Below are 13,025 nucleotides of genomic sequence, written 5' to 3' on the forward strand. Positions count from 1 at the left end.
TGATGCTCCTCATCCTCGTGATCTCGTTCGCGATCGCCGTGGTGACCCCCTGGCTGGTGGACCGGTTCGGGCCGAAGACGTTCTACGCGCTGGCGCTGATCCCGGCCGCGAGCTTCGTCGCCACCGCGACCGCCCTGCCGACGATCCTCGACGGCGGCGAGATCCGCGAGTCCGTGCCGTGGATCCCCGCGCTCGACATCGCCCTCTCCTTCCGCCTGGACGCGCTCTCGATCGTCCTCGCCCTCGTGGTCAGCGGAGTCGGCGCCCTGGTCCTCGCCTACTGCGCGACGTACTTCAGCCGCGACGAGCCCTCGCTGGGCCGGTTCGCAGCGCTCCTGTCCGCGTTCGCCGGAGTGATGTACGGGCTGGTCACGGCCGACGACGTGATCATCCTCTTCGTCTTCTGGGAGGCGACGAGCGTCCTCTCCTACCTCCTCATCGGCCACTACAGCGGGCGCAAGGAGAGCCGGGGTGCCGGGCTCCAGGCGCTCCTGGTCACGACTCTCGGCGGGCTGGCGATGCTGGTCGGGATCATCGTCCTGATCGTGCAGGCCGGTACCACCAGCCTCTCCGGGATCGTCGCCGCCGCCCCCTCCGGCCCGATCGTGTCGACGGCGCTGGTGCTGGTGCTGCTCGGCGCGTTCTCGAAGTCCGCCCTGGTGCCGTTCCACTTCTGGCTGCCGGCCGCGATGGCCGCTCCCACGCCGGTCAGCGCCTACCTGCACGCCGCCGCGATGGTGAAGGCGGGCATCTACCTCGTCGCGCGCCTCGCGCCGGGCTTCGCCGACGACTCCGTCTGGCTGCCCGTGGTGGTGAGCGTCGGAGTCTGGACCATGCTCGTCGGCGGCTGGCGCTCGCTCCGGCAGTACGACCTCAAGCTCGTGCTGGCCTACGGCACCGTCAGCCAGCTCGGCTTCCTGACCGTCGCCGTCGGCTTCGGCTCGCGCGACGCCGCGCTGGCCGGACTGACCCTGCTCGTCGCCCACGCCCTCTTCAAGGCGCTGCTCTTCCTCACCGTCGGCATCGTCGACCACCGCGCCGGCACGCGCGACCTCCGCAAGCTCAGCGGCCTGGGACGGCAGGCGCCGGTGCTCGCGGGCGCCGCCCTCGTCGGCGTGCTGTCGATGGCGGGCATCCCGCCGCTGCTGGGCTTCGTCGCCAAGGAGGCCGTGTTCACGAGCCTGATCTCGGCGATCGAGCAGGGCTCGTTCTGGGCCTGGGTCGCGCTGGTCGGCCTCGTCCTCGGCTCGATCCTCACCGTGGCCTACTCCGCGCGCTTCTTCTGGGGCGCCTTCGCCCGGAAGAAGGGGCTCGAGGACACGCACCTGCACGCCGAGCCGTGGACCTTCACCGCCGCCCCGGTGCTGCTGGCCGCCGCCAGCATGATCGGCGGGATCGCCGCCTCCGTGCTCGACCCGCTCGTCGCCGTCTACGCGGACACCCTCCCCTACGCCGCCCCGGACGCCGACCCGGAGCTCGCCGCCGCCGCGGAGGCCTCCGACCACGGCGGCTACCACCTCGCGCTCTGGCACGGCTTCGAGCCCGCGCTGGCACTCAGCGCCCTCGTGATCGCCGTCGGACTCCTGCTCTTCGCCAAGCGCGTCGCCGTCGCGCGCGCCCAGTCGATGCTGCCCAACCGGATCGACTCGGCCGAGGGCTACTGGGCCACCGTCCGCTGGCTCGACCGAGTCGCCAGCACGGTCACCGAGTCCGTCCAGCGCGGCTCGCTCCCCCGCTACCTGACGGTGATCTTCGCGGTCTTCGTCCTCGGCGTCGGCGGTGCGGCCGCCCTCAACCGCACCTGGCCGGGCGATCTCGTCTTCTGGGACAGCCCGGGCCAGCTCGCGGTCGCGGCCGTGATGATCCTCGCGGCGGTGCTGTGCGCGATCGCCCGCAACCGCGTCGCCGCCGTGCTGCTGGCCGGCGCCACCGGCTACGGGATGGTGGCCCTCTTCGCCCTCCAGGGTGCACCGGACCTCGCCCTCACCCAGGCGCTGATCGAGACGGTGACCCTCGTGGTCTTCGTCCTGGTGCTGCGCCGCCTCCCGACCCGCATCGCCGCGAAGCACCAGCCGATGCGCAAGCGCCTGCGCGCCGTCATCGGCATCGCGGTCGGAGCGGTCATGGCCCTCGCCGCCACCATCGCCCTCGGCGCCCGGACCGCGACGCCGATCTCGGCCGAGCTGCCCCGCCTCGCCTACGAGGAGGGCAAGGGCCGCAACATCGTCAACGTCCTGCTCGTCGACATCCGCGCCTGGGACACGATGGGCGAGATCTCGGTCCTCGTCGTGGTCGCCACCGGCGTCGCGAGCCTGATCTTCCTCTCCAGCCGGGCCGGAGGCGCTCCCCGCCTCGAGTCGCAGAGCGCCGACGACCGCCGCGAGCGCGCGATGGACCTGACCACCTCCTCCGCCGACGCCGAGCGCGACGGCGACCGGGGCTCCTGGCTCGTCGCCGGGCGCACGCTCCGGCCGGAGAACCGCTCGATCGTGCTCGAGGTGCTGGTGCGCCTGCTCTTCCACCCCGCGATGATCGTGTCGGTCTACCTGCTCTTCACCGGACACAACACCCCGGGCGGAGGCTTCGCGGGCGGCCTGCTCGCCGGTCTCGCCCTCGTCGCGCGCTACCTCGCCGGCGGCCGCTTCGAGCTCGGCGAGGCCGCGCCGATCGACGCGGGCAAGGTCCTCGGACTCGGCCTCTTCTTCGCCGTCGGCACGGCCGTCTCCTCCCTCGCCTTCGGCCTCGAGGTCCTCGAATCGAGCTGGCTCGACCTCGAGGTGCCGGTGCTGGGCGAGCTCCACCTGGGCACGTCCACCCTCTTCGACATCGGGGTGTACCTGATCGTGATCGGCCTCGCCCTCGACATCCTCCGCAGCCTCGGCGGCGAGGTCGACCGCCACGGCGAGGAGGCCGAGCAGGGCTCCCCCTCGGGCGACGGCGTCACGCACTCGACGGACAGCACCCCCGGCCCCGGCCAGGGCACGGTCGACGGGCTCGAGACCTCGCTCCCCACCGGCTCCACGGTCGTCGGCGGACCGGGCAGGGGGGACGGCGCATGAGCATCACCCTCGTCCTCGTCGTCGTGATGGCGGTGATGTACGCGGCGGGCGTCTACCAGATGCTCGAGCGCAGCCTCACCCGCATCCTGATCGGGTTCCTGCTCGTCGGGAACGCGACCAACATCCTCATCCTGCTGATGGCCGGCCGCTCGGGCATCGCGCCGTTCGTCACCGACGACGGGCGCTCCTACGAGCAGATCGCCGCCGAGATGGCCGACCCGCTGCCGCAGGCGCTGATCCTCACCGCGATCGTGATCACCTTCGGGGTGTCCGCCTTCCTCCTCGCGATGATCTACCGGCGCTGGCGCCTCGCCAACGCCGACCAGGTGGAGGACGACGAGACCGACGCCTCCGTCCGCGAGGACGCGGCGGGCATCTCGGCCCAGACCACCGCCGACGACCGGGCGCTCGACGTCCTGCTCGAGTCCAGCGACGAGGGCACCGCCGCCAAGCACGGGGAGAGCGCCATGACCGACGACAGGAAGGAGGACCGATGGACGCCCTGATCCCGCTCGTCGTCACCCTCCCCCTCCTGGGGGCGGCCGTCGCGCTGATCCTCGGACGCCACCGGCGCGCGCAGATCACCGTGAACATCGTGACGCTCTCGAGCGTTCTGGTGATCTCCTCGGTGATGCTCGTGCTGGTCCTCACCGGCGACGGAGGCGGCAGCGCCGTCTACGTGGGCGGCTGGGAGCCGCCGTGGGGCATCGTGCTGGTCGTCGATCCGCTCGCCGCGCTGATGCTCGTGATCACCTCGATCACCCTGCTGGGCGTCCTGCTGTTCTCGGTCGGCCAGGGCCTCGTCGACGGCAACCGCGAGACGCCGGTCACGATCTTCCACCCGACCTACCTGATCCTCTCGGCGGGCATCCTCAACGCCTTCGTCGCGGGCGACCTCTTCAACCTCTACGTCGGCTTCGAGATCCTGCTGGCCGCGAGCTACGTGCTGATCACCCTGGGCGGCACCGCGCCGCGGATCCGCGCCGGCACGACCTACGTGGTCGTCAGCCTGGTCTCGAGCGTGTTCTTCCTCTCGGCCATCGGCCTGCTCTACGGCGCCACCGGCACGGTCAACATGGCGCAGCTCTCGATCCGCATCGCCGAGCTCCCCGCCGACGTGCAGCTGGTGCTCCACGTGGTGCTGCTGCTCGGCTTCGGGATCAAGGCGGCCGTGTTCCCCCTGTCGTTCTGGCTCCCGGACTCGTACCCCACGGCTCCGGCGCCGGTCACCGCCGTCTTCGCCGGACTCCTCACCAAGGTCGGCGTGTACGCGCTGATCCGCACCGAGACCCTGCTCTTCCCCGGCGGGAGGCTGAGCGAGGTGCTGCTGGTGGTGGCGCTGCTGACGCTGATCGTCGGCATCCTCGGCGCCGTCGCGCAGGCCGACATCAAGCGGATGCTGTCCTTCACGCTGGTCTCGCACATCGGCTACATGGTCTTCGGGATCGCCGTGGGCACCCCGGCCGGCTACGCGGCGACGATCTTTTACGTCATCCACCACATCACGGTGCAGACGACGCTCTTCCTCGCGACCGGCCTGATCGAGCGCGTCGGCGGCACCACCTCGATCCTGCGCCTCGGCGGGCTGCTCAAGGCCTCGCCGCTGCTGGCGCTGCTCTACTTCATCCCCGCGATGAACCTCGGCGGGATCCCGCCGTTCACCGGCTTCCTCGGCAAGGTGGGGCTCTTCGTCGCCGGCACGGAGGCGGCCGTCGACCAGCCGTCGTGGCTGATCTGGGCCGTCATCGCCGCCGGAGCCGTCACCTCGCTCCTGACCCTCTACGCCGTCGCGCGCGTCTGGAACATGGTCTTCTGGCGCCGGCAGGAGGAGGTGCCCGGCTACGAGTCGCCCCTGATCGACCAGCTGCAGGAGGACCCCGACGACACGGGCAGCATCCGCACCCGCCACTCGCCGCCCATGATGGTGCTCGCCACCGCGGGGATGGTCGTCGTCGGCGTCGTGCTGACCGTCGGCGCCGGTCCCCTCTACGACGCGAGCGAGCGAGCGGCGAGCGCGGTCGCCGACCCCGCGACCTACATCGCGACCGTCTACCGCGACTCGTCCTTCGGAGAGGAGGGGCCGCGATGAGCCCCCGCCGCCGCGTCGACATCTGGAACCGCGTCGCGATGTTCGTGACCCTCGTCGGGATCTGGGTGCTGCTCTGGGACGACGTCTCGGTGCTGTCGATCGTCACCGGCTTCCTGGTCGCCCTGCTGATCACCCGGGTGTTCTACCTGCCGCCGGTCGAGTTCTCGAACCGCATCAACCCGTGGTTCGTGCTCCTCTTCCTCCTGCGCCTGCTGGCCGACATCGCGGTGGCCTCGGTGCGGGTGTCCTGGCAGATCCTGACCCTGCCCGTCCCGGTGCACAACGCCATCGTCGCCGTGCACCTGCGCAGCCGCTCCGAGGGGATGCTCGTCTGGACGACGGAGGCCGTCTCGCTCGTCCCCGGCTCCCTGGTGATCGACGTGGACCCGCAGCTGAACGTCCTCTACCTGCACGTGCTCGGCGTGACCCACGACGAGGGCGAGCGGATCGACGAGGTGCGCCGGACGGTCCTCCGGACGGAAGCGCGCATCGTCCGGGCCATCGGCTCCCGCGAGGACGTGCAGCGCGTGAATCGGCCGATCGAGGCCGGATCGGGGGTGGTCCGGTGATCGACTGGCTGATCTGGATCCTGGTGCCGGTCTTCGGCGCCGCCTGCCTGCTCGCGCTCGTGCGGATCCTCCGCGGTCCGTCCGTGCTCGACCGGGTCGTCGCGGCCGACGTGCTCGTCGCGACGATCATCTGCGGGATCGGCGCCGAGATGGCGGTCAACCACCACGCGCGGACCCTGCCCGTCGCGCTCGGGCTCGCGCTGTTCGCCGTCTTCGGATCGATCAGCGTCGCCAAGTTCATGGCCAACCGCGAGGAGGACTGACATGGACCTGTTCTTCGACGTGCTCACCGCTGTGCTGCTGCTGGTCGGCGCCCTGCTCTCGCTGCTGGCCGCGATCGGCTTGATGCGGTTCGACGACCTGCTCTCCCGGATGCACGCGGGCACGAAGCCGCAGGTGCTCGGACTGATCTGCGTGATGCTCGCGGTCGCCATCCGGAACCCCGGCTTCGCCGCCGCAGGGACCATCGTGCTGGTGATCGGCTTCCAGCTGCTGACCGTGCCCGTCTCGGCGCACATGGTCGGCCGGGCGGCCTACCGGGCCGAGGCCGTCTCTCCCGGGTACCTCGTCGCCGACGAGCTCGCGGAGGCGGTCACCCGCGCCGACGAGCAGGCCCGCGCGACCGGGCCCGAGACCGCGCACGCGTCCGAGGAGCGGGCGCGCACTTCCTCCGCGCCCCCGCCCGAGGACGAGGACGGCCCGGCCGCGACCGCCTAGGCGACGAGGACGAGCTGCACGGCGGAGGCGCCGGTCATGCTGCGCAGCGCGAATCCGCCGATCGCGAGGGTGACGGCGACCAGGCCGCCGACCAGCAGCACCAGCAGCGGCACCACCCACAGCAGCGCCCGTCGGCGTCGGGCTCGGGCCTCGTCCGGCGTCTCATCGATCACCCGTCGACTGTACGGGACGGCGGAGGGCGTGCCCCCGGCGCCCCCGGGGCGCCCGATAAACTCGACCCCATGACCCTGGACTCCGCTACCTCCGGCGCGCCCGAGAACTCCCCCGGCCCCGACTCCGAGGCCGAGCACCGCCGGGGAGCCGAGTGGTGGCGCACCGCCGTCATCTACCAGATCTACCCGCGCTCCTTCGCGGACGCGGACGGCGACGGCATCGGCGACCTGCCCGGCATCGCCTCGCGCCTCGAGAGCCTCGCCGAGCTCGGCGTCGACGCGATCTGGCTCTCGCCCTTCATGACCTCGCCGCAGAAGGACGCGGGCTACGACGTCGCCGACTACTGCGACGTCGATCCGCTCTTCGGCACCCTCGCCGACTTCGACGCGATGCTCGCCCGCGCTCACGCCCTGGGCATCCGCATCATCGTCGACCTCGTCCCCAACCACTCCTCCAGCGCCCACCGCTGGTTCCAGGAGGCGCTCGCCGCTCCCGCGGGCAGCGCCGAGCGGGCGCGCTACCTGTTCCGCGACGGCCGGGGCGAGTCGGGCGAGCTGCCCCCGAACAACTGGGAATCGGTCTTCGGCGGCCCCGCGTGGACCCGCGTCATGGAGCCCGACGGCTCGGCCGGCCAGTGGTACCTGCACCTCTTCGACACCTCGCAGCCCGACTTCGACTGGACGAACGAGTGGGTGCGCGAGCGCTTCCGGGAGGTCCTCCGATTCTGGCTCGACCGCGGCGTCGACGGCTTCCGCGTCGACGTGGCGCACGGGATGATCAAGGCCGAGGGGCTGCCCGACTACACGCCGCCCGCCGACAGCGGGTCGATGGGCGGAGTCGCTCCCGCCGACGGCGAGGAGCCCGCCACCGCCCCCTACTGGGCGCAGGACGGCGTGCACGAGATCTACCGCGACTGGCACTCCCTGCTCGCCGAGTACCCGGACGACCGCGTGCTCTGCGCCGAGGCGTGGGTGCAGCCGCTCTCCAAGCTCGCCCGCTGGGTCCGCCCCGACGAGATGCACCAGGCCTTCAACTTCGCCTACCTCGAGACCCCGTGGAGCGCACCCGCCCTCCGCGACATCATCGACTCCTCCGTCGAGGCCTTCGCCGCCGTCGGCGCCCCGTCGACCTGGGTGCTGTCGAACCACGACGTCGTGCGCCACGCGAGCCGCCTGGCACTGACGTCCGACAACCCGCAGGGCTACGGCATCGGCCCGCGCACGCCGGGACTCCCCGACCCCGTCCTGGGGCTGCGCCGCGCTCGTGCCGCGACCGCCCTCATGCTCGCGCTCCCCGGCTCCGCCTACGTCTACCAGGGCGAGGAGCTCGGGCTCCCCGAGGCGATCGACCTGCCGGACTCGGCGCGTCAGGACCCGACCTGGTTCCGCACGGGCGGCGAGCGCTACGGCCGTGACGGCTGCCGGGTGCCGATCCCGTGGGAGGCGGACGCACCCGCGTACGGCTTCAGCGGCACCGGCGACTCCTGGCTGCCGCAGCCCGGCGACTGGGCGCCGCTCGCGCGCGACCGCCAGCGCGGTGTCGCGGGCTCGACGCTCGAGCTGTACCGGTCCCTGCTCGCGGTGCGCCGCGCCGAGGACCTGGGCTCCGGCGCCGTCGAATGGCTCGAGGGCTACCCGGAGGACGTCGTGGCGTTCCGCAGCGGAGCCGTCACGGTGATCGCGAACCTCGGCGAGGCTCCGGTCGAGCTGCCCGTCGGCTCCGTGGTGCTGTCCTCGGAGGAGCTGCACGAGCCGGCGCTGCCCGCCGACACCACGGTCTGGCTGCGCGCGGAGTAGCGGGCCGCTGGGTCCGCCCGGCGGCGCCCGCGTCCCGCCGCCGGTTCAGCGCCCGGCGTTGGCCTTGAGCCAGAGGTAGGAGTCGACCTTCGTCACGCCGTCGAGGCGGATCTCGAAGTGCAGGTGCGGGCCGGTCGACATGCCGGTCGTGCCCACCAGGCCGAGGATCTGACCGACCTTCACCGGGTCGCCCTCGGACACGGCCGCCGAGCCGTGCTGCATGTGCGCGTACACGCTCGAGACGAGCTGCCCGTCGATCTCGTGGTCGACGATCACGTGCACGCCGAGCGAGCCCTCGCCGTCGATGACCGTGCGCACGATGCCGTCGGCGATCGCCTGGATGGGCGAGCCGTCGCCCGGGTTGAAGTCGGTGCCGCCGTGGTTCACCGAGCAGCCCGCGCAGTTGCGGTAGCCGAAGCGGTCGCCCACCGGCACGCCGACGGCGAAGGGCCACTGGATGGACGCGTTCGGGTCGTTCGTGAAACCGGTGTCGGAGGTGCGGACGATGTCGGCGACGTTGGTCTGCGTCTTGCGCTCCTGCACGCCGAACCCGTCGCGGGCGACCGTCTCGGCGCTGACCTCGCCGGCGACGAACGACTGCGCGCCGCGGCGGGCGTCGGCGCCGAAGGGGGTCGAGAGGCTCTGCGCCTGCACGTCCTCCGCGGTCAGGAGCGATGTGGCCGGCAGAGAGGTCGCCGCCACGATGGCCGCGACGAAGGAGAGGGCGACGAGTCCGCCGACCCGGGCCCGGCGCACGGGCCGGAGCGGCGTCGCGCGCGGTGCGGGGACGGGGGCCGGGGCGCTGCGGATCGAGGCGACGCGGCGCTCCGCTTCGCGCAGCTGCTCCGCCGTCGGAGCCGCGAGGAGGTCGTCGGAGCCGCTCGCCAGCGAGACGTCGGAGGCGAGGGCCAGAGCGCGCTCGCGCTCGCGGAGCTCGCGACGGGAGAGGGGTGGAGTCGATTCGCCGGGGGTCGATGCAGGGGCAGCGGGGGCGGGCGAATCGGGGCTCACGAAATCGATGTCTTCCGTCGGGGGCAGGGGACGAGCGGGCCTCCAGGGAGAGGCACCGCTCGGCTCCGTGAGCGCAGCCTGTGCGAACATCACGAATTCATAAAGGATAACCACGGCCGGCGGGATCCGGCCAGAGGCCGCCGCGCACAGGCGCGATCGGGGCACGACGCGCGGCGAGCCCCGGCGGGATCCTGCGCCGATCCGCCTCTCGGCGCACGGAATCCGTGTCGGCTCGGCCTGGGAGAGCGGTTACACCTCGTCCGCGCGCAGGCGGCGCAGCAGATCCTCCAGCTCGGCGAAGAGAGGATCCGGTGCCGCGATGAGCAGCCCGGAGCCGAAGGATGCGCCGTCGAGTCCCGCGACCCGCGCACCCGCCTCCTCGGCGATGAGGGCGCCCGCAGCGAGGTCCCACGGGTTCAAGCCCCGCTCGTAGTACGCGTTCAGCTGCCCGGTGGCCACCGAGCACAGGTCGAGCGCCGCCGAGCCGATGCGGCGGATGTCGCGGACCGAGCCCAGGAGCTCCTGCACCACGGCGCCCTGACGCATCCGGCGGCCCGCGTCGTAGCCGAAGCCGGTGCCGACCAGCGCGAGCGAGAGGGAGGAGGGAGCCGAGACCTGCAGCGCGACTCCGTCCCGCTCGGCTCCCCCGCCTCGGCTGGCCGTGGTCACCTCACCCGTCGCTCCGTTCACGACCGCGCCGGCGAGCGCGGTCCAGGTCGCGGGATCCGGCTCCCCCTCCACCACAGCGATGCTGACCGCGTAGGAGGGGATGCCGTAGAGGTAGTTGACGGTCCCGTCGATCGGATCGACGACCCAGGTCAGCCCGCTCGTGCCGCCCCCCGACCCCGACTCCTCGCCGAGGAAGCCGTCGTCCGGACGCGCCTCGGCCAGGCGCCTGCGGATCAGCTCCTCGACCTCCCGGTCCGCGGCCGTCACCACGTCCTCCGGGGACGACTTCGACGCGGCGATCTCGACACCGTCCTGCCGCCGCTGGCGGGCGAGGTGCGCCGCCTCGACGGCGATCGAGCGGGCGATGGCGAGGAGGGGGGCGTTGTCGCTCATGGCCCCAGCCTAGGGATCGGGCCCATCATGGGGGGATGAGCACCCCTATCGCCCTCACGGGAGCCACCGGAGCCGTGGGCGGTCGCGTCGCGCGCGAGCTCGCCGACGCCGGTCACGCCCTCCGCCTGCTGGTCCGCGACCCGTCCCGCGCGCCCGAGCTCCCCGGGGCCGAGGTGGTGCGCTCCTCCTTCGCCGACGCGGGCGACTCGCTCGAGGGCGTGCGCCTCCTCCTGATGGTCTCCGCCTCCGAGAACGAGGAGCGCCGCGCCGAGCACCTCGCGTTCGTCGGCGCAGCCGCCGCCGCGGGTGTCGAGCACGTCGTCTACACCTCCTTCGCCGGAGCCGCACCCGACGCGGTCTTCACCCTCGCCCGAGACCACGCGGCCACCGAGGACGCGATCCGCCGCTCGGGCATGGGCTGGACGTTCCTCCGCGACAACCTCTACCTCGACTTCCTGCCCGCGATGCTCGGCGACGACGGCGCGATCCGCGGACCCGCGGGATCGGGCCGTGCCGCCGTCGTCGCGCGCGAGGACGTGGCCCGCGCCGCCGCCGCGGTCCTCCGCTCCCCCTCCGAGCACCGCGGAGCCGCCTACGAGCTGACCGGGCCCGAGGCCCTCACCCTCGACGAGGTCGCGGCGACCCTGACGGCGGCGGGCCGCCCCGCCGTGTACGTCGACGAGACCCTCGAGGAGGCGTACGCGTCACGCCGCCGCTGGAACGCACCGGACTGGCAGCTGGACGCCTGGGTCAGCACCTACTCCGCGATCGCCGCCGGACAGCTGGAGCACGTCTCGTCCGACGTCGAGCGGCTGACCGGACGGCCGCCGCTCTCCCTCGCAGCGTTCCTGGAGCAGGAGGCGCGGGGCTGAGGCGACGGCGCGGGCCGGGCCGACGGCGCGCGAGGTGCGACGGGACGAAGAGGCCGGGTCCGGCGATCCGCCGGACCGGTGCTCCCCCGGAAAGGCACTCCCCCGGAAAGGCACTCCGCCGAAAGGGCGATCCCCCGACATGCGGAACGCCCCGCGCATCTCGTGATGCCGGGGCGTCTGCTGGATGTTCCTGCTCGGTGGCGAGTGAGGGATTCGAACCCCCGAAGGCTACGCCGTCTGATTTACAGTCAGATCCCTTTGGCCGCTAGGGTAACTCGCCGTGGCGCACCCGACCGCGTGTTCACAACCGGAGGCGCTCAGCAAGGATACCCACGCGACCGGCGGATCGGAAATCGGTGCCGCGCGGCCTCAGTCCGCCTCCGCCGCGTAGCGGGACGCCGCCTCCGCGACCTTCCCCGCGTAGCTCCCGGCCGGGTTGTAGGCCGCGATCGCCGCCCGCCATCCCGACTCCGTCGAGAGGTCGCCGCCGGCGTCGCAGAGGTACCGGGCGGCGGTCACCGCCTGCTGGTCCACGTTCTGCGGATCCCATCCGCTCGACGCCCACGCCATCCACGTCGCCGGGATGATCTGCAGCGGACCCATCGCCCGGTCGACCTCGGCGTCGCCGTCCAGAGCCCCGCCGTCGTTGTCGGGGACCCGGTCGAAGCGCGTTCCGTCCAGGCGCGGACCGTAGATCGGCTCCGTCGGCCGCCCGTCCTCGCCCAGCTCGCCGCCGTCGATCGTGCCGTGCCTGCTCTCGACGTAGCCGATGCCGGCCAGGGTCGCCCAGTCCAACCGGCAGTCGGGGTCGACCGACGCCGTGAGGAGGGCCGTGCCCGCGTAGGCGGTGAGCGCACGCAGCGGGATGCCGCTCCCCTCGGACGCCGTGCCCAGCCACGCCTCGTCGGCGAGCAGTCGCACCGGCGTCGCCGCGGCCTGCTCGGGATCCTCCAGCACGACGGGGTCGGCCGCGACGGGAGCGGTCGCCGCGGGAGGGACGGTGGACAGGCCCTCCTCGACCGTCAGCGCGGGCGGCCGCTGGCCGCAGCCGGCCAGGAGGAGGCCGGCGAGCGGGACGAGGACGAGAACGGGGAGGCGGCGCACCCCTCAGAGGTACCAGCCGCGCCTGGGGCCGGGCTCCGCCACGCCTGAAAGCTAAACTCGGAGCCATGGCAGATTCAACGTTCGACGTCGTCAGCAAGATCGACAAGATGGAGGCGGACAACGCCCTGAACCAGGCCCACAAGGAGGTCGAGCAGCGCTACGACTTCAAGAACGTCGGCGCCTCGATCGCCTGGAGCGGCGAGAAGATCCTGATCAAGGCCAACACCGAGGAGCGGGCGAACGCCATCCTCGACGTCTTCCAGTCGAAGCTGATCAAGCGCGGCATCAGCCTCAAGAGCCTCGACGCGGGCGAGCCCTTCGCGTCCGGCAAGGAGTACCGGATCGAGGCCACCCTCAAGGAGGGCATCGACCAGGAGCACGCGAAGAAGATCAACAAGCTCATCCGCGACGAGGCGCCGAAGTCGGTCAAGTCGCAGATCCAGGGCGACGAGCTCCGCGTCTCCTCGAAGAGCCGCGACGACCTCCAGGCGACCATGGCGCTCCTGCGCGGGGCCGACCTCGAGCTCGACCTCCAGTTCGTCAACTTCCGCTGAGGAATGACGCACACGGGA

The 13,025-nt window shown here is 72.3% G+C and carries 13 protein-coding genes and 1 tRNA gene; 9 read left to right on the top strand and 5 right to left on the bottom strand.

Going from position 1 to position 13,025, the window contains the following annotated elements:
- Positions 1-2: 2 nt before the first annotated feature.
- From C5C33_RS03745 to mnhG, 6 genes are read left to right on the top strand one after another with little or no spacing between them, the layout of a single operon-like run.
- Positions 3-3,059, top strand: coding sequence for a Na+/H+ antiporter subunit A (locus C5C33_RS03745; RefSeq protein ID WP_104260451.1), 3,057 nt, complete (start codon positions 3-5; stop codon positions 3,057-3,059).
- Positions 3,056-3,565, top strand: coding sequence for a Na(+)/H(+) antiporter subunit C (locus C5C33_RS03750; RefSeq protein WP_104260452.1), 510 nt, complete (start codon positions 3,056-3,058; stop codon positions 3,563-3,565). The genes C5C33_RS03745 and C5C33_RS03750 overlap by 4 nt, the downstream gene beginning before the upstream one ends.
- Complete coding sequence (locus tag C5C33_RS03755; RefSeq protein WP_104260453.1) at positions 3,553-5,148, top strand: Na+/H+ antiporter subunit D; 1,596 nt, start codon at positions 3,553-3,555, stop codon at positions 5,146-5,148. Before C5C33_RS03750 ends, C5C33_RS03755 begins: the two co-directional genes overlap by 13 nt.
- Positions 5,145-5,717: a Na+/H+ antiporter subunit E gene (locus C5C33_RS03760; RefSeq protein WP_104234245.1), complete on the top strand. Its 573-nt coding sequence runs from the start codon at positions 5,145-5,147 to the stop codon at positions 5,715-5,717. Before C5C33_RS03755 ends, C5C33_RS03760 begins: the two co-directional genes overlap by 4 nt.
- Positions 5,714-5,980, top strand: coding sequence for a monovalent cation/H+ antiporter complex subunit F (locus C5C33_RS03765; RefSeq protein ID WP_308470711.1), 267 nt, complete (start codon positions 5,714-5,716; stop codon positions 5,978-5,980). Before C5C33_RS03760 ends, C5C33_RS03765 begins: the two co-directional genes overlap by 4 nt.
- Before the next feature lies 1 nt (position 5,981).
- Positions 5,982-6,434, top strand: a complete 453-nt coding sequence (gene mnhG, locus C5C33_RS03770) for a monovalent cation/H(+) antiporter subunit G (protein WP_244229587.1) — start codon at positions 5,982-5,984, stop codon at positions 6,432-6,434.
- On the opposite strand, the gene C5C33_RS18365 is transcribed toward mnhG, so the two are convergent.
- Complete coding sequence (locus C5C33_RS18365; protein ID WP_159939698.1) at positions 6,431-6,607, bottom strand: hypothetical protein; 177 nt, start codon at positions 6,605-6,607, stop codon at positions 6,431-6,433. The two genes, mnhG and C5C33_RS18365, sit on opposite strands and share 4 nt — an antisense overlap.
- A 69-nt stretch (positions 6,608-6,676) precedes the next feature.
- Between C5C33_RS18365 and C5C33_RS03775 the strand changes: the two genes are divergently transcribed.
- Positions 6,677-8,404: a glycoside hydrolase family 13 protein gene (locus C5C33_RS03775; protein WP_104260454.1), complete on the top strand. Its 1,728-nt coding sequence runs from the start codon at positions 6,677-6,679 to the stop codon at positions 8,402-8,404.
- A 45-nt stretch (positions 8,405-8,449) separates the two neighbouring features.
- Here C5C33_RS03775 and C5C33_RS03780 read toward each other — a convergent pair whose 3' ends face one another.
- Together C5C33_RS03780 and C5C33_RS03785 are read right to left on the bottom strand one after the other, a co-directional pair.
- Positions 8,450-9,415 (bottom strand): M23 family metallopeptidase, encoded by a 966-nt coding sequence (locus tag C5C33_RS03780; RefSeq protein ID WP_181136183.1) that lies wholly within the window; start codon positions 9,413-9,415, stop codon positions 8,450-8,452.
- A gap of 249 nt (positions 9,416-9,664) precedes the next feature.
- A complete protein-coding gene (locus C5C33_RS03785; protein WP_104260456.1) occupies positions 9,665-10,477 on the bottom strand; it encodes an inositol monophosphatase family protein in 813 nt (270 codons plus the stop codon).
- A gap of 35 nt (positions 10,478-10,512) precedes the next feature.
- Here C5C33_RS03785 and C5C33_RS03790 point away from each other — a divergent pair, with 35 nt between their 5' ends.
- A complete protein-coding gene (locus C5C33_RS03790) occupies positions 10,513-11,349 on the top strand; it encodes an NAD(P)H-binding protein (protein WP_104260457.1) in 837 nt (278 codons plus the stop codon).
- 198 nt (positions 11,350-11,547) lie between these two features.
- On the opposite strand, the gene C5C33_RS03795 is transcribed toward C5C33_RS03790, so the two are convergent.
- Both C5C33_RS03795 and C5C33_RS03800 read right to left on the bottom strand, forming a co-directional pair.
- Positions 11,548-11,629, bottom strand: a tRNA-Tyr gene (locus C5C33_RS03795).
- Between the two features lie 89 nt (positions 11,630-11,718).
- Positions 11,719-12,453: a hypothetical protein gene (locus C5C33_RS03800; RefSeq protein WP_104247936.1), complete on the bottom strand. Its 735-nt coding sequence runs from the start codon at positions 12,451-12,453 to the stop codon at positions 11,719-11,721.
- Between the two features lie 65 nt (positions 12,454-12,518).
- Between C5C33_RS03800 and C5C33_RS03805 the strand changes: the two genes are divergently transcribed.
- Positions 12,519-13,007, top strand: coding sequence for a YajQ family cyclic di-GMP-binding protein (locus C5C33_RS03805; RefSeq protein WP_104223606.1), 489 nt, complete (start codon positions 12,519-12,521; stop codon positions 13,005-13,007).
- Positions 13,008-13,025 lie beyond the last annotated feature (18 nt).

The organism is Rathayibacter sp. AY1H3, assembly GCF_002932015.1.